The organism is Pseudomonas sp. B414, assembly GCF_055408445.1.
In genome coordinates this window covers 234,420-261,163 of the sequence record NZ_JBUZTQ010000004.1, presented here as the reverse complement: position 1 = coordinate 261,163, position 26,744 = coordinate 234,420, and the positions used below count along the sequence as shown (strand labels likewise).

The window sequence follows — 26,744 nt, the reverse complement described above, 5'->3', positions numbered from 1 at the left end:
TGGAACCACCTGATCCCATCCCGAACTCAGTAGTGAAACGATGCATCGCCGATGGTAGTGTGGGGTTTCCCCATGTGAGAGTAGGTCATCGTCAAGATTGAATTCCGAAACCCCTGTCTGCTAACGCAGACAGGGGTTTTGTTTTTGCGCGATATAAATCCCCTGCGCCCCTCCATTCTCCCGCACCTCCCCGGCACCATGCCAAAAGCCACGCCTGCGCTTTCGTCGGATTAAACATATTTCAACTAAACGCGGCTAAGTATTCCGCGGTCTGTGCCGACAGCCTGTTGAGCAATGTGTACGAACAGAGCAGCCCAAAAGGCTATGCACCCGTACGCATCCCACCTTTTGGCATAAGAAGTCCATGCTATGAATCTCAAGTTCAGCCATAAAATCCTTCTGGCCGCTTCAGGCGTCGTGGTTCTGGCGTTTGCGCTATTCACCTTGTACAACGACTACCTGCAGCGCGACACCATCAAGCAGAACATCGAGTCTTCGGTGCAGCAGGCTGGCAACCTGACAGCCAGCAGCGTTCAGAACTGGTTAGGTGGTCGTATCCTGGTACTGGAGAGTCTCGCCCAAAGCGTTGCACACCAAGGCAGCCAGGCTGATCTCCCGGGCCTGGTCGACCAACCGGCATTCACCTCGAACTTCCAGTTCACCTACGTCGGTCAAGCCAATGGCGTGTTTACCCAGCGCCCTGACGCAACCATGCCAGCAGGGTATGACCCCCGCGAGCGGCCTTGGTACAAGCAAGCGGTAAGCGCCGGCCAGACCATGCTGACCCCCCCTTATAAGGCAGCTGTTGGCGGCCTTATCGTGACCATCGCCATGCCCGTCAAAAAAGGGGGTGAGTTGCTGGGTGTGGTGGGGGGTGATTTGAGCCTGGATAGCCTGGTCAAGATCATTAACTCGGTTGATTCAGGTGGTCTGGGCTACGCATTTCTGGTGAGCAGCGATGGCCAGGTCATCGTCAGCCCGGATAAGGATCAGGTGATGAAAAACCTGAAGGATATTTATCCGTCCAGCTCTCTGCATATCGAAAAGGGTATTCAGGAAGTGACGCTCAATGGCCAGGAACGGATTATCTCCTTTACTCCGGTCACAGGTTTGCCTTCCGCGGACTGGTACATCGGCCAGTCGATAGACAAAGAAAAGGCTTACGCACCTTTGTCTAAATTCCGTACTTCTGCGTTGATTGCGATGTTTATTGCGGTGGCTGTGATTGCACTGCTGCTGAGCATGCTGATCCGTGTATTGATGCGCCCACTGACCACCATGGGCCGCGCGATGCAGGATATCGCCCAGGGCGAAGGCGATCTGACACGCCGCCTGGTGATCGAGAACAAGGATGAGTTTGGCGAGATGGCCAGCTCGTTTAACCAGTTTGTTGAACGTATTCACGCATCCATCAGTGAAGTGTCTTCTGCTACTCGCCAGGTTCACGATTTGTCCCATCGTGTGATGGCCTCGTCCAACGCTTCCATTATTGGCTCGGACGAGCAGAGTGCGCGTACCAACAGCGTTGCTGCCGCGATCAATGAGCTAGGTGCTGCTACTCAGGAAATCGCCCGCAATGCTGCCGACGCTTCGCAGCATGCCAGTGGTGCCAGCGAGCAGGCAGATGATGGTCGTAAAGTGGTCGAGCAGACGATTCAGGCCATGACCGAGCTTTCGCAGAAGATCAGCCTGTCGTGCGAGCAGATTGAAACCCTGAATGCCAGTACCGATAACATTGGCCATATTCTGGATGTGATCAAAGGTATCTCTCAACAGACCAACCTTCTGGCCCTCAACGCAGCCATTGAGGCCGCGCGTGCGGGGGAAGCGGGTCGCGGCTTTGCCGTCGTGGCGGATGAGGTGCGCAACCTCGCCCATCGCACTCAGGAGTCGGCTGAAGAGATACACAAAATGATTACTTCGCTGCAAGTGGGCTCTCGTGAAGCGGTCAGCACCATGAATGCGAGCCAGGTTTCCAGCGAGGAAAGTGTCGAGGTCGCCAATCAGGCCGGTGCCCGTTTGATCAGCGTGACCCAGCGCATCGAAGAAATCGACGGTATGAACCAGTCGGTTGCTGCCGCGACTGAGGAACAAACCGCCGTGGTTGAAACCCTTAACGTGGATATCAACCAGATCAACCTGCTCAACCAGCAGGGTGTGGTGAACCTTAACGAAACCCTTAAAGACTGCGATGCACTGTCTCAGCAAGCCAGCCGCCTCAAGCAACTGGTCGACAGCTTCAAGATCTGATGTACGGCTGTCAGTAAGAGTTATCCACAGGCCTGACGTTTTAAACGTCAGGCCTGTTTTGCTTTCAGGGTGTCCAGATAGTAGGTAATAGCCTTTACCCCGCGTTGCAGATGCAATTCCAGCTCCGCAATACAGGCTTCAACATCCTTGGCACGGGCGTGGCGCAGTAACGCCCGGTGATCGTCCTGGCACAATTTGCCAAGGTTCATCTGCTCAAGGTTAAAGCGCAGAAAACGTTCCTCTTCAATAAGCCCGGCTTCAATCAGTGCCAGCAGTTTTTTATTCGATGCCTTGCCGTAAAGGGCCTGATGAAATTGGCGATTGAGGGTGCCGATTTTTCCGAAATCCGTTTCAATCTCGAGCGCCTCGATAAAGTCTGTGGCCGCTTGAAAGTCATCATCGTTCAGATGGGGGACTGACAGGCGCAGGGCCTGGGCTTCAAGCAAAAAACGCAACTCATAGGTTTCCAGCGAGTTGTCTTCAATCAGGGGCGCAACCACCGCTCCCTTGTATTGCACAACCTGCAGCAGGCCTTGGGCTTCCAGCTGACGCAGTGCCTCGCGTACGGGCATGCGGCTGACACCAAACAACTTTGCCAGAGCTTCTTGGCGAATGGCTGTACCGCATGGCAGGCGGCCATCAAGAATGGCGTTACGCAAGGTCTCTTCAATTACCGCCCGCGCCAAATGAGCCGGTATGGGACCTGATACTTCGATACTGTTTAAAGGATTATTTTTGACGGTCACGTTGTGACTACCTACGCCGAATGATCAGCACGCTGGTTTGGATCCAATTCAAGTTAGGTACTGACTTGATCCCTGTCAAACCTTGTAGCCTATAGTTTAGCGTGACTGCGGAATAAGAGATTGCATGGTGCCACTATCTTTCTTGGTCCGGACTGCTCCCCTTTGCCATGGCCTGTACCCTACAATCGCCGAAGTTAAAGCTGCCCAAATTGCAGCCTCAATACACAGCGGGTGAAGGATGGGCGTACTCAGCAATAACGATGTGGGTGTGCAGCGGCTACGACTGCCTGAATCGTCCCACAACGCACTAACTCGACTGGTTCGCCAGCCGTGGCTGTGGTGCATTTTGTTGTTGGCTTGTGGGGTAAGGTTTTACGGGTTTACGGCCTCTGCCATCTGGTGCGACGAAGGTTCGAGCCTGATGTTGAGCAACTACCCGCTCGCTGATATCTGGTCACATGCGTCCCATGATGTTCATCCGCCCTTGTATTTCATGCTGTTGCACGGCTGGATGGCGATGTTCGGTGACAGCCTTGTCTCGGTTCGCACTCTGAGTGTCTTGCCCGGCATCGTGTCGGTCATGCTGGGTATGTGGCTTGTACGGCTGGTTGCGACGCAAAGGGCGGCGTTACTGGCGGGCCTGCTGCTGGCGTTATTGCCCACCGCTGTGCGCTATAGCCAGGAAGTGAGGATGTACTCGTTGATGGGGGTGTGGCTTATTGCGGCCACGATTGCCCTGGTTTACTGGATTAAAGCGCCGGGTAAACACCGTTATCCGGTGATCTATACCCTGCTGATGGCCGCCGCCTTCTATACCCACTACTTCACCGCGTTTTGTGTGCTCGCCCATTGGCTGTACCTGTTGCTCTGTGGCCGCGATACCGGGTGGCTGATCAAACGCCCTGCCTGGTGGTTGGCCAATGTCGCCATTGTGCTGTTGTTCCTGCCCTGGCTGCCGGGGCTGGTGGATTTGCTGCAGCATATGGCCGAGCTCAAGAGCGGCGGTGATGTGGACTGGGAGCCGGCGGTGGACGCCCGTTCCTTGCCCGCCATGATGTGGCAGCTATTGACCCAGGATGAGGGCGACAACCTGGCTTGGCCGCTGTTCTGGCTGGCTCCGCTGGCACTGTTTGTAGGCGCAGTCTGGATGGCTGTGCGTGACTCAACGGCGCATAAATTCATCAGGCTGATCGTGATTTACACCCTGCTGCCGATCCTGGCGATTTATGCAGTGTCTTTTGTTTCGCCACTGTTTATCGAGCGTTATGTGATGTTTGCCGCGCTGGGCCTGCCGCTGCTTGTTGCGATCGAAGTGGACCATTTACTCAAGCGCAAGCGTGCAGTGGCCATCGCAATCCTTGCCCTGTTTATCGGCACCGAAGCCGTTGGGCTGCGCAGTAATTTCAGCAGCGATGCCGATCATTTTGATCGTCTGGTGGAGCATGTGAACCAGCAGTTCAAACCCGGCGACCGGATTATTGTCAGTGATCTGTTCTGGTACTTCAGCTACGTCTATTACAACAAGACCGGCTTTGAGCCCATGCTGTACACGCCACCTCTGCAAGATGGCACATCAGGGCGCCCGAATGACTACGGATTCGGCACGCTGGTGAACGCCAATGGCGAGAAAATCTATGTTGATCACCTGAGCGATCTGCCGCCCGGCACTGGCCGTATCTGGTTGATCAGCAGCAAAGTGCAGCTCGATGATTTCAGCTCTATCCCTGCGGGTTGGCACAAAGCCCAGGACCTGGCCGTCGATGATACGCAGGCTCGTCTATATTTGACCTGCGCTACCGCCCAATGCGGCCCTGCACCTGAAAGGAGTCAACTCGATGCAAAAGCCCACCCATAGCCTGCCATCCTTGTTCAAACAGCTGGGCTTGCCGTCCAGCCCTGAAGATATCGAAAAATTTGTCACCACCCACTCGCCGCTCAAGCCTGATCTGAAGCTTGAAGATGCGTTTTTCTGGACACCCGCCCAAGCGGCTTTTTTGCGTGAAGAGTATCTTGAAGATGCTGATTGGGCTGAAGTCGTCGATCAATTGAATCTGATGCTGCGTACAAAACCGATCGCAGGTAAGCAGAAATAACTGGCAACACTTGACTGTGACGAGTTGGCCGCGCAATATTAATAGTTAGCAAACTAACATTATGTGACACCTCTTGCCTGACACTCTCGATCAACTGCAAATGAGCATCAGCACCGGCATGGTGGTTGCGACTCGCCATTGGCGTCGCGTCTGCCAGGCCACGCTGGTCAACTACGGTATTTCCGAAGCCTGCGCCATGCCGCTGCTGATTATCGGCCGCTTGGGGGAGGGTGTGCGGCAAGTCACCGTGGCCCATGCTGCCGGTATGGAAAGCCCGTCGCTGGTGCGCTTGCTCGATCAACTGTGCAAGGCCGGTTACGTGCGCCGCTGTGAAGATGCCAGCGACCGCCGGGCCAAAACCCTGAGCCTGACCGACACCGGGCGCGCGCTGGTGCAGTCGATTGAAGCCCAATTGGTGCAATTGAGAAGGGCTGCTCTGGCAGATATCCCGGTGGCTGACCAGGAAGCTGCATTGCGTGTGATCAAAGCCTTCGAGGCGGCCGGTCAACTGCCTGACGGAGCGACGAGTTGAACGGCTTTTTCAGCAGCATGCCACCTGCCCGTGACTGGTTTTATGGTGTGCGTACCTTCGCCGCATCAATGATCGCGCTGTATATCGCCTTGCTGATGGAAATGCCGCGCCCGTACTGGGCCATGGCCACGGTCTATATCGTCTCCAGCCCCTTTGTCGGGCCTACCAGTTCCAAGGCGGTATACCGCGCCCTGGGCACGCTGATTGGTGCTGCGGCTGCGGTGTTTTTTGTCCCGCTATTTGTGCAAACCCCGTTTTTGCTGGTGCTGGTGATCGCGCTGTGGACCGGTATTTTGCTGTTTCTGTCGCTGCACCTGCGTACCGCCAACAGCTATGTGTTCATGCTTGCCGGTTACACCATGCCGATGATCGCCTTGCCGATTGTGGATAACCCGCTGAACGTCTTTGATATCGCTGTATCGCGTACCGAAGAGATCATGCTCGGGATCGTCTGCGCAGCGGTGGTCGGCAGCATGTTCTGGCCCCGACGCCTGACCCCGGTGTTTATTGATTCGGCGGCCAAGTGGTTTGCCGATGCGAGCAATTACAGCAAACACTTTCTGGCCCGCGACGTAGAGCCGAGCAAGGCCAGCGGCCTGCGCTCCTCGATGGTGGCGACCTTCAACAGCCTTGAAATGATGATTGGTCAGTTGCCCCATGAGGGCGCACACCCGCAGACCGTGCGTAATACCAAGGAGCTGCGCGGGCGCATGATCCACCTGCTGCCCGTGGTCGATGCGCTGGACGATGCCCTGTACGCGCTGGAGCGCCGCGCCCCGGAACTGCTCGACAAGGTTACGCCTTTGCTCGACCACGCCAGGGCATGGCTTGAGAACACCCGTGACGGTGCCCCGGTCCAACAGTGGCAAGCGTTACGCCATGAACTCGAAGCGCTGCAGCCCAGTGCCGCGGCGCTGGATGATCGACGCCAATTGGTGTTCTCCAACGTGCTGTATCGGCTGGCGGAGTGGATCGACCTGTGGCAAGACTGCCGCAGCCTGCAAGAAGCCATCTCGACCGGCGACCAGGAAGTCTGGCGTGCGGTTTACCGGCATTGGCGACTGGGCCGTTTGACGCCGTTTCTCGATCGCGGGCTGATGTTTTATTCCGCGTTCTCTACCGTGAGCGCGATTGTTGTTGCTTCAGTGTTGTGGATCCTGCTCGGCTGGACCGACGGTGCCAGCGCAGTGATTCTGGCCGCTGTAGCCTGCAGCTTTTTTGCCGCAATGGATGATCCGGCGCCGCAGATTTACCGGTTCTTCTTCTGGACCTCGCTGTCGGTGGTATTTGCCAGCCTGTACCTGTTTGTGATCCTGCCCAACCTGCATGACTTTCCGATGCTGGTGTTGGCGTTTGCTGTGCCGTTTATCTGCGTTGGCACCCTGACCGTACAGCCGCGCTTTTACCTGGGCACTTTGCTGACCATCGTCAACACTGCCTCGTTTATCAGCATCCAGGGTGCCTACGATGCGGACTTTATGGTGTTTATGAACGCCAACCTGGCCGGTCCTATCGGCCTGCTGTTTGCTTTCGTCTGGACCCTGATTGCCCGCCCGTTCGGTGCCGAGCTGGCAGCCAAGCGCCTGACCCGTTTCAGCTGGCGTGACATTGTCAGCCTTACAAAGCCGGCGACCCTGGCCGAGCACCGGCAAATGGGCGTGCAAATGCTTGATCGCCTGATGCAGCACCTGCCACGCCTGGCCATCACCGGGCAAGACACAGGTATTGCCCTGCGCGATTTGCGGGTGGCCCTCAATCTGCTGGACTTGCAGGCCTATGCGCCAAGAGTCAGCGGTGAGCCGCAACGGCTATTGCATCAGGTGGTGAGCGAGGTGGGTGATTACTTTCGCGCCTGCCTCAAGGCCGGTGAGCGGCTACCCATGCCCCTTGGCCTGCAAATAACCATGGACCGCACACGCCGCGCGCTGAATGCCAACGACCTGCAAGGCGAAGGCGAGGCGCGGGTGCATCTGTTGCATGCCTTGAGCGGGTTGCGCCTGGCCGTATTGCCCGGGGTTGAATTTATTGTCGATAACGACGACCTGCCGCATCCCCATGCCCAGGGCATTGATGGAGCGCCGCTATGATCGGTGATGTGGATATCAGCGGGGTGTTCCTGCCTACGCTTCTGGTGTTGATGGGCATCACGTACTTGCTGTTTCTGGTGGTTCACGGGTTACTCACTCGTGTGCACTTCTACCGTCTGGTCTGGCACCGGGCTTTGTTCAACGTCGGTCTCTACGCTCTGTTACTCGGCGTTGTGGATTCGTTCAGTCGATATCTGATGACATGAAAAAACCTTTATTGACCCTGGGCCGCGTCGTTCTCACCTTGCTGGTGGTGACGTTTGCCTGCGTCGTGGTCTGGCGCATGACCATGTACTACATGTTTGCTCCCTGGACCCGCGATGCCCACATTCGCGCCGACATTGTGCAAATTGCTCCCGACGTATCGGGCCTGATCAAGCAGGTGGATGTGCGTGACAACCAGCCTGTCAGCCGTGATCAGGTACTGTTTGTCATTGACCAGGAGCGTTTCAAGCTGGCCTTGCGCCAGGCTGAGGCCACCGTTGCCGATCGCAAGGAAACCCTGGCCCAGGCTCAGCGTGAAAGCCGCCGTAACAAAGGCCTGGGCAATCTGGTCGCCCGCGAGCAACTTGAAGAAAGCCAGTCCCGTGAGATGCGCGCTCAAGCCGCGCTCACCGAGGCCCAGGTGGCCGTCGACAGTGCCCAGCTCAACCTGGACCGCACCGTGGTACGCAGCCCGGTGGATGGTTACGTCAACGACCGGGCACCAAGGGTCAATGAGTTCGTCACCGCAGGTCGGCCGGTGTTGTCGATAGTCGACAGCACCTCCTTCCATATCGATGGCTATTTTGAAGAGACCAAGCTCGACGGAATTCATGTTGGGCAGAGCGTCGATATTCGCGTGATTGGCGACAATGCCCGCTTGCGCGGCCATGTTCAAAGCATCGTGGCGGGCATCGAAGACCGTGACCGCAGCAGCGGCCAGAACCTGCTGCCCAACGTCAATCCGGCGTTCAGCTGGGTACGGCTGGCACAGCGGATTCCGGTACGCATTGTGTTTGACGACGTGCCGGCTGACTTCCGCATGATCGCCGGTCGCACGGCGACGGTGTCCATTATCGAAGACTCGCCCAAAGCCAAATCCACCTCGGAGAACGCGCAATGAAAGCCGTTCACCTGGCAGCCGTAGGGCTGGGTTTGCTGCTGTCCGGTTGTCAGTTACTTGGCCCCGATTATCAGTTGCCCAAAGACGCGGCCATGCAGCGTGCGGATTTGCAGGGTGAGCTAGCAGGTGAGGGCGCCAATGTGGTGTCGGCACCGGTTCCCGCTGATTGGTGGCAGCTCTATCAGGACCCGAAACTCAACGAGTTGGTGCGCCAGGCGTTGGCTTCCAACACCGATTTGCGTGTAGCTGCGGCGAACCTGTCGCGGGCGCGGGCGCAAGTTGAGCAGGCGCAATCAGCGGGAGGCTGGAGCGGTTCGGTGAAGGCGGGCGCCCAGCGTCTGCAAGAGTCCGGTGAAGCCTTCCTGCTGGCGGACAAAGTGCCGGTCGCCAATGTCGGTGATCTGGGCATCAGCACCTCGTATCAGTTCGATTTATGGGGCACCTTGCAGCGCGGGATCGAAGCGGCACAGGCCAATGCCGATGCCACCCAGGCTGCAGCAGATACTGCACGCATCACACTGGTGGCAGATGTGGTGCGGGCCTATACCCAGGTGTGCGCCGCGAATGAAGAGCACCATATCGCTGAGGAGTCCCTCAAGCTGCAGGCGCAAAGCACCAGCCTGACTCAGCGCCTTCGTGATGCCGGGCGCGGTGACGAAACCCAGGTCACCCGTTCCGAAACCCAGTTCAAGTCGTTGCGCGCAGAGTTGCCGCGTTACGAGGCCATGCGCCAGTCCGGTTTGTTCCGTTTGTCGATGTTGCTGGCCAAGCCGCTGGAGCAACTGCCTTCCGGTGTTGCCACCTGCGCCGAGCTGCCGCATATCGCTCAACTGTTGCCCGTGGGCGACGGCGCCGCACTGCTCAAGCGCCGCCCGGACGTGCGCCAGGCCGAACGTCATCTGGCCGCCGCCACCGCCGGGATCGGCGTTGCCACAGGCTCGCTGTACCCGGACATCAGCATCGGTGCCAGCATCGGTACCGTGGGGATTATCGACAACCTGGGCACGGCGCCGACCAACCGCTGGGGTTTTGGCCCGATGCTGAGCTGGACCATTCCGACCAACGGCTCGCGCGCGCGGATCCGTGAAGCCGAGGCCATCACCCAGGGTGCATTGGCCAGGTTCGACGGTGTGGTGCTCAATGCCATCCGCGAAACCCAGACCAGCCTGGTGCAATACACCGCATTGTTGCAGCGCCGTGATGCGTTGGCAGAGGCCGAGCAGTCCGCCAAAACAGCGGCCGATCAAACCCATCAATTTTTCCAGGCAGGGCGCGAGTCATTTTTGGCTGACCTGCAGGCTACCCGCACCTACACCGACATGCGCGCGCAATTGTCGGCAGCCAACACCCAGGTCGCCATGAGTCAGATCGATCTGTTTCTGGCTCTGGGTGGCGGTTGGGAAAGTGGACGAACGCAAGCCCCGGCAAACGCGAAACCCTGACAGCGTTGCTATGCTCTGAATTATCGGTATCAGAACGATGGTTCAGGGCGTTAGCGGGTTTGTAGCCCTCCTCATCGTGCAGACCATGCCTGATGGGGATACTAATAATGAAAAACCCTTATGCTCCCGGTTTCTGGTGTGCGGCGGCGGCGGTCGTGCTGCTTTCGGCGACGTATTTCTACGGCATCATGCTGGCGCACCAGATCGACAAGGCGATGATCTTTCTCGACAGTGCCAGTGCCTTGATTGCCGTACTGGCCATCGTGGTTGTGGCTTGTGCCTCAGTGCAAACCCAACAAATCAAAAAGCGCCAGATCGCCCAGGGCCAGACCCGTGTCCTGATCTGGGACACCAAAGTCGCGCTGCGCCGTGTCGAGACGGTTTTCGACCGCTATTTCTGGGGTAGCTACTGGCAACCGGGTCGTACCTTCCAGGAGTTTATGGGTGAGCTCACCGGCACCCCGCTGGAAAAAAGCCTCGAAGCCCTGAAAATCCAATGTTTGAAACTCGACAAGGCCCTGCCATCCGACGATCGCCAATGGCTCGATAACGCCCGTGAGCTCGCGGATGTTGCCGCTGCGATGGCGCGTGAGCGTTATCAGCTAGATTATTCGGATGTTTCTTTTAATTCTGTAGGAGAAACCTGCATCGACCATGATCTGGAGGTGCTGGTGTACACCTGGAGTGCCAGTCTCAAGAGCTTCGACCACCAACTCGACGAGATTGACCAGCGTTACGCCCAACCTGCATAAGGGCCGCGTCACTCAAGAGCAGCGTCAGTTCAGCTGCCGGTGTTAACCTGATTGCACTTTTCGGCCCATGAAGGGCTTGGCAAAGACCGCTTTACTTTCAACACAACGGACATTGAACGGGTCAATTGATGAATAAACCATTAGGTGTGCTGGTAGGGATCGTTGTTGTCGCTGGGGCGCTGAACACCGCTGGCGCGTGGTACACCGGCAGCAAAATCGAGGGCGTGTTGCAGACCTCGATCGAACAGACCAACCAGGAGCTCGCAAAGCAACTGCAAGGCAGTACCACTCAAGGCACCATCGAGCTGGTGTCCATTGAGCGCAACCTCTACAGCAGCACCGCTCACTATCGCCTGAAACTCCAGGACGACAAAGCGGGCCCGGATGCAAAGCCAGTGGAGTTGCTGTTTGTCGATAATATCGAGCATGGCCCGTTGCCGTGGTCGCGTATCAAGACATTCAAGTGGATGCCAGTAATGGCGGTCAGCAATTACGCACTGGAAAGAACTCCGTTTACCGAAAAATGGTTTGTCGCAACCAAGGATCAGGCCCCGCTCAAAGGCCAGGTCACCTTGGGTTACAACCGCTCGATTGACGGTCACATGGAATTGACGGCACTTGAGACTCAACTGGACGAGCATTCCACCCTGAGCTTCTCGGGGATGACCATGGAGGCTCAAACCGATGCCGATGGCCAGAACCTCAAGGCCAAAGGCTACATGGACCACCTCAAGCTCAATGCGATCACGATTGAGAATCCGCCGGTTACAGTCGAGCTCAATGGCCTGACTCTGGCCAGTGACCTGAAGAAAACCGATTTTGGCTTTTATCTCGGGCAGAACGTGATGGAGCTGAGCGAAGGCCAGCTGACCTATGGCGTCACTCAATCGGTCATCAAGCTCAAAAATTTCGAATACGCGGATTCGGCTTCTGCCAATGGCAACCTGATGTCCGGACGCCTGGCCTACAACGTGGGTGACATCACCCTGGACGGCAAGCCAGTGGGCAGTGCGCAAATGGTACTGACCGCCAGCAGCCTGGACATTCCGGCCATGCAGGCGCTGTTGCAGATCTACCAGAGCAAGTTCCAGCCTCAAGCCGATGGCACGTTGCCGCAAACGCCGCTGAGCCCGGCCGAGCAAGTGCAGATGCAGGTGCAGGTTGAAAATATTCTTGCCGCCAAGCCGCAGCTGGCGCTGGAAAAATTCACGATCAAAACTGCCAATGGCGAAAGCCAGCTCAACGTTGCCATGGGCCTGGCCAAGCCGACTTCGTTTGAGCAGCCGCCTGTTGAAGTCACCAAGCAGATGCTGACCACGCTGGATGCCAAGCTGCTGCTGTCCAAGCCGATGATTGCTGATTTGTCAGCAGTTCAGGCACAGCTGGTCGGCCAGGCTGATCCGCAAGCCATTGCCAAAATGGCCAGCATGAACAGTGAGATGGCGGGGGTGATGGCGGTGCAAACCGGGCTGGCCAAAGTGGATGGCAACAATATCCTGGCTTCCCTCAATTATGCGGATGGCCAGGTGGACCTCAATGGCCAGAAGATGAGCCTTGAAGAGTTCATCACGGCGATGACCACCCGCTTTGGTGGTGTGGCTGCGCAGTAAAAGACCCACCTCTACTGTGGGAGCGGGCGTGCTCGCGATTGGATCGATGCGGTTTGCCTGAACACCGCAGCGCCTGCATCGCGAGCAGGCTCGCTCCCACCGGTTCGGGTTTTGCGCAGATGTGACAAAACCACGCGCAGATGCACGTCGGGATTATTTGAAAAAGGGGGAAGGGAGAGAAAACGCGGTTCCCTTGAACAAGGGAACGCATTTTGAACCGCATGTAGCAAATAATGGCGGAGAACGGGGGATTCGAACCCCCGACACCCTTTTGAGGTGTACTCCCTTAGCAGGGGAGCGCCTTCGGCCACTCGGCCAGCTCTCCGCGAAACGCCGCGTATAGTAACCAGCCTTTCGTCAGTTGCCCATAGAAAAAATCATTCTTGTGCATAAAGAGGTGAAAATATCTTTCTACAAGCACGCAACAACTCACCGGAGTCTCGGCGGGAGGCAAATTTGCTTGGGGATTTTTTGCTTTTGATCAACGGTTCCCGCTGAGGGAACGCTATTCCCTTGAACAAGGGAAAGAAAATGGTGCACCAGGCGGGATTCGAACCCACGACCCCTGCCTTCGGAGGGCAGTACTCTATCCAGCTGAGCTACTGGTGCGACGCGGGCGCCATAATACTCATCTGCGTGTCAGCCGTCCATGCCGCTGATTCGTCAGGTGTTTCTTTGTGCATTATGGGCTATTAATGGGGGACGGGTAAGAAAGCGGTAAACAGCGCTGCTTGTTCTTTTTTTCGAACAGGCTATTGTCCTTTACCCCCTTTGACCCTAGGATTCGTTTGAGATTTCAAACGCTCTTGTCTGAGTGCTGAATCGCACGGCCTGTTCTTTGTGCGTCATTTAGATACTTTGGCAGTGAATGACTTCCTGACGGCAGCCTTCTATGGCGCCTTTCTACTTTAATAATTCGCTCCGCGCCTGCGCGGTGCTGTTAAGGAAAGCCCACATGCAGCTCAAAGACGCACAGTTGTTCCGCCAACAAGCCTATATCGATGGTGCTTGGGTTGATGCGGACGGTGGCCAGACCATCAAGGTCAATAACCCTGCGACCGGTGAAATCATCGGTACAGTGCCAAAAATGGGCGCGGCTGAAACCCGTCGTGCCATTGAAGCCGCAGACAACGCGTTGCCAGCCTGGCGTGCCCTGACCGCCAAAGAGCGTGCAACCAAGCTGCGTCGCTGGTTTGAGCTGCTGATCGAAAACCAGGACGACCTCGGTCGCCTGATGACCCTCGAACAAGGCAAGCCGCTGGCCGAAGCCAAGGGCGAGATCGTTTACGCCGCTTCGTTTATCGAATGGTTCGCTGAAGAAGCCAAGCGCATTTATGGCGACGTGATCCCGGGCCATCAGCCGGACAAGCGCCTGATCGTGATCAAGCAGCCGATCGGCGTAACCGCAGCCATCACCCCGTGGAACTTCCCGGCCGCCATGATTACCCGTAAAGCAGGCCCGGCCTTGGCTGCTGGCTGCACCATGGTGATCAAGCCTGCTTCGCAAACTCCGTTCTCGGCGCTGGCGCTGGTTGAACTGGCACACCGTGCCGGTATCCCGAAAGGCGTGCTGAGCGTTGTCACCGGCAGTGCCGGCGATATCGGCGGCGAGCTGACCAGCAACCCGATCGTGCGCAAGCTGTCGTTCACCGGCTCGACCGAAATCGGTCGTCAGCTGATGGCCGAATGCGCCAAGGACATCAAGAAAGTGTCGTTGGAGCTGGGTGGCAACGCACCTTTCATCGTGTTCGATGACGCGGACCTGGATAAGGCCGTCGAAGGCGCGATCATCTCCAAATACCGCAACAACGGTCAGACCTGTGTCTGCGCCAACCGCCTGTACATTCAGGATTCGGTCTACGACGCGTTCGCTGAAAAGCTGAAAGTGGCTGTGGCCAAGTTGAAGATCGGTAACGGTCTGGACGAAGGCACCACCACTGGCCCGCTGATCGATGACAAGGCCGTGGCCAAGGTCAAAGAGCATATCGCCGACGCACTGAGCAAGGGCGCGACACTGCTGACCGGCGGCAACAGCCTGGAAGGCAGCTTCTTTGAGCCGACCATTTTGATCAACGTGCCGAAAAACGCAGCGGTGGCCAAGGAAGAAACCTTCGGCCCACTGGCGCCACTGTTTCGCTTCAAAGACGAAGCTGAAGTGATCGCGATGGCCAACGACACCGAGTTTGGCCTGGCGTCGTACTTCTATGCCCGCGACCTGAGCCGTGTGTTCCGTGTGGCTGAAGCGCTGGAATACGGCATGGTAGGTGTTAACACCGGCCTGATCTCCAACGAAGTCGCGCCGTTTGGCGGGATCAAGGCGTCGGGCCTGGGCCGTGAAGGCTCCAAGTACGGCATCGAAGATTACCTGGAAATCAAATATCTCTGCCTGGGCATCTAAACCCGGCGGGTGGTTCAAGCAGAGGGGGCACGAGAGCGATGCTTCCCCTGCGTTTCAAACTGTTAATTTTTGTGGCCGGGAGCGCCATGCCAGTCGATCATCGCATGCTGGCATTGTTGTCTCTCTGGCGCGTCAGCCTTGAACCACGCCGCTTGATCAGCGGCGAATGAGGAACACCATGAGCAACAAGACCAACGCATCCCTGATGAAACGCCGTGAAGCCGCTGTCCCGCGCGGCGTGGGCCAGATCCACCCGATCTTCGCCGAATCGGCAAAGAACGCAACGGTAACCGACGTTGAAGGTCGTGAGTTTATCGACTTCGCGGGCGGTATCGCGGTACTGAACACCGGTCACCTGCACCCGAAAATCATTGCTGCCGTACAAGATCAACTGACCAAACTGACCCACACCTGCTTCCAGGTGCTGGCGTACGAACCGTATGTTGAGCTGTGCGAAAAGATCAACGCCAAGGTACCGGGTAATTTCGACAAGAAAACCCTGCTGGTCACCACCGGTTCTGAAGCCGTAGAAAACGCCGTGAAGATCGCCCGTGCTGCCACTGGCCGTGCTGGCGTGATTGCCTTCACCGGCGCGTACCACGGCCGCACCATGATGACCCTGGGCCTGACCGGTAAAGTCGTGCCTTACTCGGCGGGTATGGGCCTGATGCCAGGCGGCATCTTCCGCGCCCTGTTCCCGTGTGAACTGCATGGCATCACGGTTGACGATTCCATCGCCAGCATCGAGCGCATTTTCAAGAACGACGCTGAGCCTAAAGACATCGCTGCGATCATCATTGAGCCGGTACAGGGCGAAGGTGGTTTCTACGTGGCGCCAAAAGCCTTTATGGCCCGCCTGCGCGAACTGTGCGACAAGCACGGCATCCTGCTGATTGCTGATGAAGTGCAAACCGGCGCAGGCCGTACTGGCACTTTCTTCGCCATGGAACAGATGGGCGTCACTGCCGACCTGACCACCTTCGCCAAATCCATCGCTGGCGGCTTCCCGCTGGCCGGTGTGTGTGGCAAGGCCGAGTACATGGACGCCATCGCTCCAGGCGGCCTGGGCGGCACCTATGCCGGTAGCCCGATTGCTTGCGCGGCTGCGCTGGCAGTACTGGATGTGTTCGAAGAAGAGCACCTGCTGGATCGCTGCAAGGAAGTCGGCGAGCGTCTGGTAACCGGTCTCAAGGCCATCCAGGCCAAGCATCCGGTGATCGGTGACGTGCGTGCACTGGGCGCGATGATTGCGGTCGAGTTGTTCGAAGGCGGCGATTCGCACAAGCCAAACCCGACTGCAGTGGCCCAAGTGGTTGCCAAGGCTCGTGACAAGGGTTTGATCCTGCTGTCGTGCGGTACTTACGGCAACGTTCTGCGCGTACTGGTACCGCTGACTTCGCCAAACGAGCAGTTGGACAAAGGTCTGGCCATCATCGAAGAGTGCTTCGCTGAACTGGCTTGAGTCCCGCCTCTGAAGATGTGATTTGACACGCAAAAAAACCGCTTCGGCGGTTTTTTTGCGTCTGATCCCTCTATTTGGGTGTTTTTGCCTGTATCCGCGTGCTCCCTTTGACTAAGGTGCCTGTATCGCACGGGGAGAAAATTGGATGACTGCTGTAGATTTAAAAGCGGCACCCACTGTTTTGATTGCCGAAGCTGACCCCTGGACTCGGGATTTGCTCAAGCAAGTGGTGCTGACGGTACGTTGCGACGCGCAACTGGATGTCTGTGGCGACGGCCAGCAGGCGCTTGCGCAGTTGGGCAGGAAAACCTATGGCCTGGTGATTGCTGATCGGGATCTGCCGGGAGTGGGCGGCCTGGACCTGCTGCGCACGGTACGCCAGCGCCGCTCGGTGCCTGCGCTGCCCTTTATCCTGCTCAGTGCGCGTAGTGACAGCGCCAGTGTGCGTGAAGCCTTGCCACTGGCCCCTACAGCCTACCTGACCACGCCGTTGGACATTGCTGGCCTGACCAGGCGCCTTACGGGCCTGCTGCTTGAAGCGGGGCAGGAGATCTCATGTGATGTACCGGCACTGCCCCCCGGCATAACCCTTAAGCGGTTTGTGGAACAGCACCGTGCATCATCAGATGGCGCACCACTGATGGTGGATGCGCAATCGGCGCTCAAGCGCTGCGTCACCCCTGAGGGGCTGGACCTGGCTGTGCTGGAGCAGGACGTGCGCGCCGATCCGCAAATTACCGCGGTCATGATTGCTGCGGCCAACAGTGCGGCCCGTCACCGGGCCAGCCCGGCCCAGACCCTTACGCAGGCGATGCAACTGTTGGGACCGGCGCACAGCATGAATCTGCTGCTGGGGCTGACCCTCAAACGTAGCGCGCAATTGACCGACCCTTGCCTGGCCGATTACGCCGAGCAGCAGTGGGCAGTCTCGCGGCGTGCGGCCGACTATGGTCGTGCGCTGGCGGCTCAGCTCAATCTGGATCAGGAGCGCTGCTATTGCGCCGGGCTCTTGCATCGCCTGGGCGATCTTGCCGTGTTGCGTTGCCTTGAGGAGTGGCAGCAAGCCGGTGGCGAGCTGGACACTCAGGCCATTGACGCTTCACTGGCCGAGTTCGGTGCAGCCTACGGCTCGGCCTTGCGCACGCGCTGGCGCTTGCCGCTGGAATTGCGCGAACTGATCGCGGCGATTTATCACTTGGGGGGCGGGGTGTATTCGCGTGAAGCGCTGGTGATGAACCTGGCAGCGCAAGTGGCCAATCTGCAATCGCAAGAGGGGATTGCAGAGGTGGCTGGCGGGAAGACGGCGCGCTTGTTGCGAGTGGGGATGTCGGAGCTTTCGCGGTTGATCAAGAGCCCCTGACCCTCTCCCTTTGGGAGAGGGTTGGTTGGGGTCTGCTCTTAAGCCGCCGCAGGTCGCAGCGAATAAGTCTTGAGCTGGTGGGCAAACTCGCGCAGCGACTGAATCCCGCTGGCTTCTGCCTCGTGTACCCATTCCTTGATCGCCGCCAGCATGTCGTGACCGTTGGTGCTGGTCTTGACCCAGATCTGTTGCAGGGCCAGGCGCTTTTCGTAAATCACTTTCAGCGAATGGCTATGCTCCAGCATCTTTTCGATACGCTGGTGATGGCGCTCTTCCAGCAGGCTGGTTTCGCGGGAAAGCAGGCGCTTGGCACGACGGAACTGGTGACGCACCGAATGATCGACCTTGGCCAGCTCCTGCTGAACCAGCGGCGCGATTACCAGCTTGCGGTACTGGGCCATGATCTGGAAACGATTGTTGAGGATCGCCATCGCGGTATCCATGTCCAGATTGCCTTTGCCTTCCACCCGGTGGGCGATAGGTGCAACACGCTGAACCTTGGCCAGACGCAAGAAGCTGAAGACCTTGATCCAGGCCCAGCCCAGGTCGAACTCCCACTTCTTGACCGACATCTTGGCCGAGTTGGGGTAGGTGTGATGGTTGTTGTGCAACTCTTCACCACCAATGATGATGCCCCACGGCACCAGATTGGTGGCTGCGTCGCGGCATTCGAAGTTGCGATAACCCACTGCGTGGCCCAGGCCGTTGACCACGCCTGCAGCCCAAACCGGGATCCACATCATCTGGATGGCCCAGATGGTAAGGCCGATGGCGCCGAACAGCAGCAGGTCGATGACCAGCATGATCGCCACGCCCAACATTTTGTAACGGGAGTAAAGATTCCGCTCAATCCAGTCTTCAGGGCAATTTTTGCCGTAAATGCGCAGTGTTTCAGGATTTTGAGCTTCTTCGCGATACAGCTCTGCACCTTTTCGCAAAACGGTCGATAACCCTTTGATTACCGGGCTGTGCGGATCATCTGCGGTTTCGCATTTGGCGTGGTGCTTGCGGTGGATAGCTGTCCACTCGCGAGTGTTCTGTGCCGTGGTGAGCCACAGCCAGAAGCGGAAAAAGTGTTTCAGGCCACCATTGAGCTCCAATGAGCGGTGGGCTGAGTAGCGGTGTAGATAAACCGTGACACCGATAATGGTCACGTGGGTCATCAACAGAGTGACTGCCACCAGTTGCCAGGCTGACAAGTCGAGAAAACCGTTGTACCACATAGGCTGTTTGGCCCTCGGGAAGATGAAAAAAACTGCAACACGCATTATCACCATGCAGCCAGATAAAACCAGTCGGCCTTTCAGATAAGAGTGCCCGGATGTTTCTTACACTATAATTCCCACTTTTTTGTAGGTGCATTAACTTTCTTATGTCTGTTTCTACTCGAGATGCCTTGCGTACGGCCCTGCTATACGGGCTGCTAGCGTTTTTCTGGCTACTGACAACTGATCATTTATTGAACAGTTATTTCGATGATTCAGCGCGGTTGGCGCAGTGGCAGCAAGTTAATGGATACGTTTTTGCCTTGTTCAGTGCCGTATTGATTTTTTTCGCCCGCGCCCGTTTGTTCGATTTTCTGGGCATGAACCCCGGTTTGAAGCGCCAGCGTCAGGATCAGGAGCGCTTGCGGCAGGCGGCTGTGGTCTTTGACTGCACCCGTGAAGGGGTGTTGGTGACTGATAACCGTGGGGGCATTGTGCATGTGAACCGTGCATTGGTTGAGATCACGGGCTATCAGGCCGAAGAGGTGCTTGGCCGCAGGCCGAACATGTTCAAGTCGGGCCGCCATGGCCCCGAGTTTTATCAGGCGATTTTCAAGTCGATAGCAGAAAACGGCGACTGGCACGGCGAGATCTGGAACCGGCGCAAAAGCGGTGAGGTTTATCCTCAATGGCAGACTGTGCGCCCGATCATCGATGACCAGGGCCAGGTTAGCCACTATGTCGCTGTGTTCTCGGATATCTCGGCGATCAAGAATTCACAGACCGAGCTGGCACGTCTGGTTCATCACGACCCGCTGACGGACCTGCCCAATCGCTTGTTGTTTACTGACCGCACCGAGCAGGCGCTGGCTGCTGCACAGCGTCACCAGACGGGCTGCGCGTTGCTGATGATCGACCTGGATCACTTCAAGATCATCAATGACAGCCTCGGCCATAACGTCGGTGACTTGCTGCTCAAGGCCGTCGCTGAGCGCTTGCAGAGCGTGTTTGGCAAAGGCTTCACCGTGGCCCGCCTGGGTGGCGATGAATTTGCCGTGCTGGTCGACAGTTGTTCGCAAACGAGCCAGGCCGCCGTTTTGGCGCAACAGGTGCTGGAGGTCATGAAAAGCGCATTTGATGTCGATAAACATCAGCTGTTTGTCAGCGCCAGTGTCGGTATCAGCGTTTACCCCAGCGACGCATTGAACGCCGAGCAATTGCTGCGCAATGCCGACTCGGCTCTGTTCAAGGCCAAAAGCGCCGGGCGTGAAGGCTATGCCTTGTACACCGAAGAATTGACGGCCCATGCGCAGTACCGGATCGAGGTGGCCAGTGATTTGCGCCGTGCCCTGGAACAACAGGAACTGCGGGTGTACTACCAGCCGGTACACGACCTGCAAACCTGCCGCCTGATCGGCGTTGAAGCATTGGTGCGTTGGGAGCACCCGCTGCGCGGTCTGTTGTCGCCGGGTGAATTTATCCCGATTGCCGAACGTACCGGGCTGATTGCCGAAATCGACGCCTGGGTGCTGGAGCACGCCTGTTGGCAGATGGTGCAGTGGCAAGCCACTGGGGTTGAACTGTCTTTTGTCGCGGTGAACATCTCCAGCCGGTTGTTTACCCGCCCTGAGCTGTTCACGCTGGTTTCAACCGTGCTGGCAGATACCGGGCTGGACCCGGCCTTGCTTGAGCTGGAAGTCACCGAAAGCACGGTGATGGATAACTCGCAGGTTGCCCTGGAGCAGATGCACCGTCTGCGGGCGCTGGGATTACGCCTGGCCATTGATGATTTTGGCACCGGCTTTTCATCGCTGCTGCGGCTCAAGCGCTTGCCTGTGCAGAAGCTGAAAATCGATCAGGGATTTGTCGCCGGGCTGCCCGCGGACAATGACGATGTGGCGATCGTGCGTGCGGTGATCGCGCTGGGGCAAAGCATGGGCTTGCAGGTGCATGCCGAAGGGATAGAGCAGGTCGAGCAGGCGCAGTTCCTGCTCGACCTTGACTGCAACCTGGGCCAGGGCTACTGGTTCGGGCGCCCGATGCCGGCCAAGGATCTGGACTGGCAGCGAGCCCCCGTGATCCGCGCCTGAGCCTGGGGTCAGTCCTTCTCTGGCGGCAGGGTCGGCAGCGCGCGCAGGGCGGCTTCGTACCACTCGGTGTTGAAGGCGCGGTCTTCTTCGAGGATCGCGTCAATCTCCACGGCCAGCACATGGGCCATCATCTGCAGGATATCGTCGCGCTCGTAGCCAACCAGGGTCAGTTTGTTGAACGTGGCCTTGGCCGCAGGCGGATTGTCGCTTTCAATCTGGTTTTCGATCGCCTGAATCAGGGTGGATTCGGCGAACTCTTCTTCTTCGTTGTCGATATCGGTTGGCTCGCTCATGGCAGGCTCCTTAAGTAAAGGCGGCCAGTCTAACTGCATTCAAGTCAGTGATGCTGCTAGCCAGTCCAGCGGCGAAGCTCTATAACAAGCGCAGCCAACCCCAACACGGCCTGGAGGCTGTAATGCTCAAGCTTTATGGATTCGCAGTCAGCAACTACTACAACATGGTCAAACTGGCGCTGCTGGAAAAGGGCGTGCCCTTTGAAGAAGTGCCGTTTTTTGCCGGTAAAACCCCGGAAGCGCTGGCCATCAGTCCGCGTGGAAAAGTCCCGGTGCTGGGCGTTGATCAAGGTTTTATCAACGAAACCAGCGTGATCCTCGAATACATCGAACAGACCCAGCCAGGCCCGAAACTGCTGCCGGTTGATCCATTTGCGCGCGCTCAGGTGCTGGCGCTGGCCAAGGAAATCGAGCTGTATATCGAATTGCCTGCTCGGGCTTGCTACGCCGAAGCCTTTTTTGGCATGCAAGTGTCGGATGCGATCAAGGACAAGGCCCGTACCGAATTGGTCGATGGTATGGCTTCGCTGGCCCGTCATGGCAAGTTTGCGCCCTATGTGGCGGGCGATACCCTGAGCGTGGCGGATATTTACTTCGCTTACAGCGTGAATTTGGCCTGCGCAGTGGGGCACAAGGTGTTTGGCCTGGACCTGCTGGCTGAAATGCCAGGCGCCAAGGCGCTGCTGGAGCGTCTGGAGCAAAACCCGCATGTGCAAAAAATTGCCGCTGACAAAGAAGCGGCCATGCCGCAGTTTCTGGCCTGGATCAACAGCAAGAAATAAACGGCGCATCGGGTAATGCTGATCAGTTCTTGTGGGAGCGGGCTTGCTCGCGATTGGAGCAACGCAGTTTGACTGTAAAACTGCGTCGTCTGTATCGCGAGCAAGCCCGCTCCCACAGTTCTCCTTGATCCTTTACTGACTGACATTACACCTTAAGGTGCCCGTTTTTAACGGTTGGCCAGCAAGGCCTTGCCGCGCACAACAGCTGCTTTTACCTGCGCCGGAGCGGTGCCGCCGATATGGTCGCGGGCGTTGACCGAGCCTTCCAGAGTCAGCACGGCAAACACATCGTCCTGAATCTGGTCGCTGAATGTGCGCAGCTCTTCCAGACTCATTTCTGCCAGGTCCTTACCGGTTTCCACACCGTATTTCACGGCATGGCCGACGATTTCGTGGCAATCACGGAACGGCAGGCCACGGCGTACCAGGTAGTCAGCCAGGTCGGTCGCGGTCGAGAAGCCGCGCAGGGCCGCTTCACGCATGATCGCGTGTTTGGGCTTGATCGCCGGGATCATGTCGGCAAAGGCTCGCAGCGAGTCACGTAAGGTGTCGGCTGCGTCGAACAGCGGCTCCTTGTCTTCCTGGTTGTCCTTGTTGTAGGCCAGTGGCTGGCCCTTCATCAGGGTCAGCAGGCCCATCAGCGCGCCGAAGACACGACCGCTTTTGCCACGAACCAGCTCTGGCACGTCAGGGTTTTTCTTTTGCGGCATGATCGAGCTGCCGGTGCAGAAGCGGTCTGGCAGGTCGATAAACTGGAATTGCGCGCTGGTCCACAGCACCAGCTCTTCGGAGAAACGCGACAAGTGCATCATCGCGATGCTGGCCGCGGCGCAGAATTCGATGGCGAAGTCGCGATCGGACACGTTATCCAGCGAGTTGCCGCCCACGGCATCAAAGCTCAGCAGTTGTGCGGTGAATTCGCGGTCGATCGGGTAGGTGGTGCCCGCCAGTGCGGCGCTGCCCAGCGGCATGCGGTTGGTACGCTTGCGGCAGTCGACAAGGCGCTCGTAGTCACGGCTGAGCATCTCGAACCAGGCCAGCATGTGGTGACCGAATGTCACTGGCTGCGCGGTCTGCAGGTGGGTAAAACCGGGCATGATGGTCTCGGCTTCACGCTCTGCCTGTTCCAGCAGGCCTTTTTGCAGGCGAGTGATTTCCGCCAGGATTACGTCGATCTCGTCACGCAGCCACAGGCGGATATCGGTAGCCACCTGGTCATTACGGCTGCGGCCGGTGTGCAGCTTTTTGCCGGTCACGCCGATGCGGTCGGTCAGACGCGCTTCGATGTTCATGTGCACGTCTTCCAGATCGATGCGCCAGTCAAACGTGCCGGCTTCGATTTCGCTCTGGATGGTTTTGAGGCCGTCGATGATGCTGTCGCGCTCGGCATCGGTCAGCACGCCGACCTTGGCCAGCATGGTGGCGTGAGCCACGGAGCCCATGATGTCATGGCGATAAAGGCGCTGGTCGAAAGTGACGGAGGCGGTGAAACGCGCAACGAAGGCGTCGACGGGTTCACTGAAGCGGCCGCCCCAGGACTGATTGGTCTTGTCGGTGCTCATGGATTCGCTCGTAATCGGCTGAGGGGGAGTTACACAAAAAGTTACCGTGAATCATAACAGGGTTGCCATTCAAGGCGTTGACGCAGCTCGGCAGGTTTTAACCTGAAGTGCGGTATAAACAAAATTCCGAAACGAAATGTATCGTTTGAATACTTTCGGCGTGCCAACCGTCTACAGTTGGTCGTATGGATCAGTCGTAGCAGGTCTTTGTAGATTGCCAGACGTATCCGGTATTAAATCAAGCAACCGAGACAGGTGAATTTTGCTGTGTGGTTTGCGGCACTTTTTGGCCTTCGCGCTAGTCTTAGCGTGGATCGCCGTGACAGTCGTCACTTCACCTGTCTACGCTATCCTTGTGCGAGACTCACGCAGGAATACAGCGCTATATGAATGTCCTGATCGTTGATGACGAAACCCTGGCCCGCGAGCATTTGAGCCATTTGCTCAGCACGCTTGGGGGCTATACGTTGCTGGAGCCTGTTGCCACCAATGGCGAAGAGGCACTGACCCTGATCGAAAACCTGAAGCCGGATGTCGTTTTGCTCGATATTCGCCTGCCGGGCCTCGACGGGTTGCAGGTTGCAGCCAAATTATGCGAGCGCGAACTGCCGCCGTCGGTGGTGTTTTGCGTGGCGCCTGACGAGTTTTCCGTGCAGGCCCTGCAAGAAAGCGGTGTCAGCCATGTGCTCAAGCCGGTCACCGCAGATGCCTTGAGCGCCGCCCTCAAAGAGGCCCACCGCCCCAACCGTGTCCAGCTGGCCGCGCTTACCCGGCCTGCCGCGCAAACCGGCAGCGGCCCGCGCAGTCATATCAGTGCCAGAACCCGAAAAGGCATTGAGCTGATCCCTATCGAAGAGGTGATCTATTTTATCGCTGACCATAAATACGTGACCTTGCGTCACGCTGGCGGCGAAGTCCTGCTCGACGAGCCGCTCAAGGCACTTGAAGACGAGTTTGGTGAACGCTTTGTGCGCATTCACCGCAATGCGCTGGTGGCGCGTGATCGTATCGAGCGCCTGCAGCGCACGCCGCTGGGGCACTTTCAGTTGTTCCTGCGCGGGCTTAACGGGGATGCACTGATCGTCAGCCGTCGGCATGTTGCGGGTGTACGCAAGATGATGCAGCAACTGTAATTCGCGGCGGAACTGGCGCGGGCGCGCCGTTTTTGGGCCAGGGAGGCCGAGGACTTTCTGATACAAGTCAAAGCTGTTTTGGCTGAGCTGTTATTATCAGCCGTATCTTTTCAGTACGGATTGATCCATGTCCTCTCGCGAAATCCGCATCGCTACCCGTAAAAGCGCCCTGGCTCTATGGCAGGCCGAATACGTTAAAGCCCGTTTAGAGCAGGCTCACCCAGGTATTTTGGTGACGCTGGTGCCCATGGTCAGCCGTGGTGACAAGCTGCTGGACTCGCCGCTGTCGAAAATCGGCGGCAAAGGCCTGTTCGTCAAGGAGCTGGAAACCGCCCTGCTCGAAAACGAAGCAGACATCGCCGTGCACTCCATGAAAGACGTACCGATGGACTTCCCGGAAGGCCTTGGTCTGTTTTGCATCTGCGAGCGCGAAGATCCGCGCGATGCCTTTGTTTCCAACACCTTCGCCAGCCTCGACGACTTGCCGCAAGGCAGTGTGGTTGGTACCTCAAGCTTGCGCCGCCAGGCTCAGTTGCTGACCCGTCGCCCGGATCTGCAAATCCGTTTTCTGCGCGGCAACGTCAACACCCGTCTGGCCAAGCTCGATGCCGGTGAATACGACGCCATTATCCTGGCCGCTGCGGGCCTGATCCGCCTCGGCTTTGAAGACCGCATCACCTCGGCGATCAGCATTGAAGACAGCCTGCCAGCAGGTGGCCAAGGCGCAGTGGGCATCGAGTGCCGCAGCGTCGACACTGAAATCCATGCGCTGCTGGCGCCCCTGCACCACGCCGATACTGCCGTGCGCGTCACCGCAGAGCGTGCGCTGAACAAGCACCTCAATGGTGGCTGCCAGGTACCGATCGCCTGCTACGCCGTGCTTGAAGGCGAGCAAATCTGGTTGCGCGGCCTGGTCGGTGAGCCAAGCGGCGGTGTGCTGCTGAGCGCTGATGCTCGAGCACCGCGTGCAGCGGCAACCCAGTTGGGTGTGCAAGTGGCCGAAGCGCTGCTGGCCCAGGGTGCTGGTGATATCCTCAAAGCCGTTTATGGTGAGGCAGGTCACGAGTGACAGGCTGGCGCTTGTTGCTGACCCGGCCTGCCGAGGAGTCGGCAGCTTTGGCTCGCGAGCTTGCGACTGCTGGCATTTTCAGCAGCAGCCTGCCATTGCTGGCGATCAAGCCACTGCCTTTGAGCGACGCGCAGCGTACGTTGATTGCCGGTCTTGACCGCTATTGCGCAGTGATCGTGGTCAGCAAGCCTGCGGCGCGTCTGGGGCTTGAGCTGGTCAGCCAACACTGGCCGCAAGCGCCCCGGCAGAAGTGGTTCAGCGTCGGCGCCGCGACTGCGCAGATTCTCGCCGACCATGGCCTCGATGTTAGCTACCCTCAATGTGGCGATGACAGCGAAGCCTTGCTGGCAATGCCGGAATTCGAAGGCGCGGTTGCCTGCGACAAGCCCAGGGTATTGATCCTGCGTGGGGAGGGCGGTCGCGAGATGCTGGCAGACCGTCTGCGCAGCCTTGGCGCGCAGGTCGACTACCTTGAGCTCTATCGTCGCGAGCTGCCGTCATACCCGCCTGCGACCCTGTATCAGCGGGTTAAAGTGGAACGCCTGAACGCGCTGGTGGTCAGCAGTGGGCAGGGTTTTGAACATTTACGCCAATTGGCAGGCGATAGCTGGCCGCATTTGGCCCGATTGCCATTGTTTGTTCCAAGCCCTCGGGTTGCTGAGATTGCACGCAGCGCCGGAGCGCAACATGTTGTGGATTGTCGTGGTGCTAGTGCCACGGCCTTGCTGGCGGCGCTGCGGGAGCATCCCGCACCTGCTTTTTAATGCAAAGGA

The 26,744-nt window shown here is 57.8% G+C and carries 22 protein-coding genes, 2 tRNA genes, 1 rRNA gene and 2 pseudogenes; 21 read left to right on the top strand and 6 right to left on the bottom strand.

Annotation, left to right across the window (positions count from 1 at the left end; translation table 11 throughout):
• The 3 genes and pseudogenes from rrf to ACZRMH_RS05910 all read left to right on the top strand — a co-directional run.
• Nucleotides 1-97 (top strand): 5S ribosomal RNA (rrf, locus tag ACZRMH_RS05920); the annotation flags it as partial.
• 272 nt (nucleotides 98-369) lie between these two features.
• Nucleotides 370-1,395 (top strand): annotated as a pseudogene (locus ACZRMH_RS05915) (cache domain-containing protein); the annotation flags it as partial.
• 69 nt (nucleotides 1,396-1,464) lie between these two features.
• Complete coding sequence (locus ACZRMH_RS05910; protein ID WP_464012604.1) at nucleotides 1,465-2,250, top strand: methyl-accepting chemotaxis protein; 786 nt, start codon at nucleotides 1,465-1,467, stop codon at nucleotides 2,248-2,250.
• Between the two features lie 47 nt (nucleotides 2,251-2,297).
• Here the strand turns inward: ACZRMH_RS05910 and ACZRMH_RS05905 are convergent, their stop codons facing one another.
• Nucleotides 2,298-2,996, bottom strand: a complete 699-nt coding sequence (locus ACZRMH_RS05905) for a GntR family transcriptional regulator (protein ID WP_464012589.1) — start codon at nucleotides 2,994-2,996, stop codon at nucleotides 2,298-2,300.
• A gap of 238 nt (nucleotides 2,997-3,234) precedes the next feature.
• Between ACZRMH_RS05905 and ACZRMH_RS05900 the strand changes: the two genes are divergently transcribed.
• The 9 genes from ACZRMH_RS05900 to ACZRMH_RS05860 all read left to right on the top strand — a co-directional run bounded on the left by ACZRMH_RS05900 (nucleotide 3,235) and on the right by ACZRMH_RS05860 (nucleotide 12,617).
• Nucleotides 3,235-4,851 carry a glycosyltransferase family 39 protein gene (locus ACZRMH_RS05900; protein WP_464012588.1) on the top strand — a complete coding sequence of 539 codons (1,617 nt, stop codon included), beginning with the start codon at nucleotides 3,235-3,237 and terminating at the stop codon, nucleotides 4,849-4,851.
• Entirely contained in the window at nucleotides 4,832-5,089 is a 258-nt protein-coding gene (locus ACZRMH_RS05895) for a DUF2789 domain-containing protein (protein ID WP_464012587.1), read from the top strand. The genes ACZRMH_RS05900 and ACZRMH_RS05895 overlap by 20 nt, the downstream gene beginning before the upstream one ends.
• 100 nt (nucleotides 5,090-5,189) lie before the next feature.
• Complete coding sequence (locus tag ACZRMH_RS05890) at nucleotides 5,190-5,621, top strand: MarR family winged helix-turn-helix transcriptional regulator (RefSeq protein ID WP_464012603.1); 432 nt, start codon at nucleotides 5,190-5,192, stop codon at nucleotides 5,619-5,621.
• Nucleotides 5,618-7,708 (top strand): FUSC family protein, encoded by a 2,091-nt coding sequence (locus ACZRMH_RS05885; protein WP_464012586.1) that lies wholly within the window; start codon nucleotides 5,618-5,620, stop codon nucleotides 7,706-7,708. Before ACZRMH_RS05890 ends, ACZRMH_RS05885 begins: the two co-directional genes overlap by 4 nt.
• Nucleotides 7,705-7,914 (top strand): DUF1656 domain-containing protein, encoded by a 210-nt coding sequence (locus ACZRMH_RS05880; protein WP_016782973.1) that lies wholly within the window; start codon nucleotides 7,705-7,707, stop codon nucleotides 7,912-7,914. The genes ACZRMH_RS05885 and ACZRMH_RS05880 overlap by 4 nt, the downstream gene beginning before the upstream one ends.
• The gene (locus ACZRMH_RS05875; protein ID WP_464012585.1) at nucleotides 7,911-8,813 is read left to right on the top strand and encodes an efflux RND transporter periplasmic adaptor subunit; all 903 of its coding nucleotides are present in this window, start codon (nucleotides 7,911-7,913) and stop codon (nucleotides 8,811-8,813) included. The genes ACZRMH_RS05880 and ACZRMH_RS05875 overlap by 4 nt, the downstream gene beginning before the upstream one ends.
• On the top strand, nucleotides 8,810-10,255 hold the full coding sequence (locus tag ACZRMH_RS05870; RefSeq protein ID WP_464012584.1) for an efflux transporter outer membrane subunit: 1,446 nt from the start codon (nucleotides 8,810-8,812) through the stop codon (nucleotides 10,253-10,255). Before ACZRMH_RS05875 ends, ACZRMH_RS05870 begins: the two co-directional genes overlap by 4 nt.
• A gap of 107 nt (nucleotides 10,256-10,362) precedes the next feature.
• The gene (locus tag ACZRMH_RS05865; RefSeq protein ID WP_464012583.1) at nucleotides 10,363-11,007 is read left to right on the top strand and encodes an NADH:ubiquinone oxidoreductase subunit N; all 645 of its coding nucleotides are present in this window, start codon (nucleotides 10,363-10,365) and stop codon (nucleotides 11,005-11,007) included.
• Between the two features lie 128 nt (nucleotides 11,008-11,135).
• Nucleotides 11,136-12,617, top strand: coding sequence for a YdgA family protein (locus ACZRMH_RS05860; RefSeq protein ID WP_464012582.1), 1,482 nt, complete (start codon nucleotides 11,136-11,138; stop codon nucleotides 12,615-12,617).
• A 234-nt stretch (nucleotides 12,618-12,851) separates the two neighbouring features.
• Here ACZRMH_RS05860 and ACZRMH_RS05855 read toward each other — a convergent pair.
• Nucleotides 12,852-12,942: transfer RNA gene (locus ACZRMH_RS05855), tRNA-Ser, on the bottom strand.
• A gap of 207 nt (nucleotides 12,943-13,149) precedes the next feature.
• A tRNA-Arg gene (locus ACZRMH_RS05850) sits at nucleotides 13,150-13,226 on the bottom strand.
• 346 nt (nucleotides 13,227-13,572) lie between these two features.
• On the opposite strand from ACZRMH_RS05850, the gene gabD reads away from it, so the two are divergent.
• From gabD to ACZRMH_RS05835, 3 genes are all read left to right on the top strand, one after another.
• Nucleotides 13,573-15,015: an NADP-dependent succinate-semialdehyde dehydrogenase gene (gabD, locus tag ACZRMH_RS05845; protein ID WP_131654880.1), complete on the top strand. Its 1,443-nt coding sequence runs from the start codon at nucleotides 13,573-13,575 to the stop codon at nucleotides 15,013-15,015.
• 178 nt (nucleotides 15,016-15,193) lie between these two features.
• Complete coding sequence (gene gabT, locus ACZRMH_RS05840; protein WP_464012581.1) at nucleotides 15,194-16,477, top strand: 4-aminobutyrate--2-oxoglutarate transaminase; 1,284 nt, start codon at nucleotides 15,194-15,196, stop codon at nucleotides 16,475-16,477.
• A gap of 145 nt (nucleotides 16,478-16,622) precedes the next feature.
• Nucleotides 16,623-17,837, top strand: coding sequence for an HDOD domain-containing protein (locus ACZRMH_RS05835; protein ID WP_464012580.1), 1,215 nt, complete (start codon nucleotides 16,623-16,625; stop codon nucleotides 17,835-17,837).
• A gap of 38 nt (nucleotides 17,838-17,875) precedes the next feature.
• On the opposite strand, the gene desA is transcribed toward ACZRMH_RS05835, so the two are convergent.
• On the bottom strand, nucleotides 17,876-19,060 hold the full coding sequence (desA, locus tag ACZRMH_RS05830) for a delta-9 fatty acid desaturase DesA (RefSeq protein ID WP_464012602.1): 1,185 nt from the start codon (nucleotides 19,058-19,060) through the stop codon (nucleotides 17,876-17,878).
• A 149-nt stretch (nucleotides 19,061-19,209) separates the two neighbouring features.
• On the opposite strand from desA, the gene dibA reads away from it, so the two are divergent.
• The gene (dibA, locus tag ACZRMH_RS05825) at nucleotides 19,210-21,132 is read left to right on the top strand and encodes a phosphodiesterase DibA (RefSeq protein WP_464012579.1); all 1,923 of its coding nucleotides are present in this window, start codon (nucleotides 19,210-19,212) and stop codon (nucleotides 21,130-21,132) included.
• A gap of 8 nt (nucleotides 21,133-21,140) precedes the next feature.
• Here the strand turns inward: dibA and ACZRMH_RS05820 are convergent, their stop codons facing one another.
• Nucleotides 21,141-21,425 (bottom strand): hypothetical protein, encoded by a 285-nt coding sequence (locus ACZRMH_RS05820; RefSeq protein ID WP_016782995.1) that lies wholly within the window; start codon nucleotides 21,423-21,425, stop codon nucleotides 21,141-21,143.
• Between the two features lie 122 nt (nucleotides 21,426-21,547).
• Between ACZRMH_RS05820 and ACZRMH_RS05815 the strand changes: the two genes are divergently transcribed.
• Nucleotides 21,548-22,207: a glutathione S-transferase family protein gene (locus ACZRMH_RS05815; RefSeq protein WP_464012578.1), complete on the top strand. Its 660-nt coding sequence runs from the start codon at nucleotides 21,548-21,550 to the stop codon at nucleotides 22,205-22,207.
• Between the two features lie 167 nt (nucleotides 22,208-22,374).
• Here ACZRMH_RS05815 and argH read toward each other — a convergent pair whose 3' ends face one another.
• The gene (argH, locus tag ACZRMH_RS05810) at nucleotides 22,375-23,769 is read right to left on the bottom strand and encodes an argininosuccinate lyase (RefSeq protein ID WP_464012577.1); all 1,395 of its coding nucleotides are present in this window, start codon (nucleotides 23,767-23,769) and stop codon (nucleotides 22,375-22,377) included.
• A gap of 276 nt (nucleotides 23,770-24,045) precedes the next feature.
• On the opposite strand from argH, the pseudogene ACZRMH_RS05805 reads away from it, so the two are divergent.
• The 4 genes and pseudogenes from ACZRMH_RS05805 to ACZRMH_RS05790 all read left to right on the top strand — a co-directional run.
• Nucleotides 24,046-24,159, top strand: a pseudogene (locus ACZRMH_RS05805) (sensor histidine kinase); the annotation flags it as partial.
• A complete protein-coding gene (locus ACZRMH_RS05800; protein WP_464012576.1) occupies nucleotides 24,156-24,902 on the top strand; it encodes a LytR/AlgR family response regulator transcription factor in 747 nt (248 codons plus the stop codon). The pseudogene ACZRMH_RS05805 and the gene ACZRMH_RS05800, both read left to right, overlap by 4 nt.
• 127 nt (nucleotides 24,903-25,029) lie before the next feature.
• Nucleotides 25,030-25,971 (top strand): hydroxymethylbilane synthase, encoded by a 942-nt coding sequence (hemC, locus tag ACZRMH_RS05795; RefSeq protein ID WP_464012575.1) that lies wholly within the window; start codon nucleotides 25,030-25,032, stop codon nucleotides 25,969-25,971.
• Entirely contained in the window at nucleotides 25,968-26,735 is a 768-nt protein-coding gene (locus tag ACZRMH_RS05790; protein WP_464012574.1) for a uroporphyrinogen-III synthase, read from the top strand. Before hemC ends, ACZRMH_RS05790 begins: the two co-directional genes overlap by 4 nt.
• Nucleotides 26,736-26,744 lie beyond the last annotated feature (9 nt).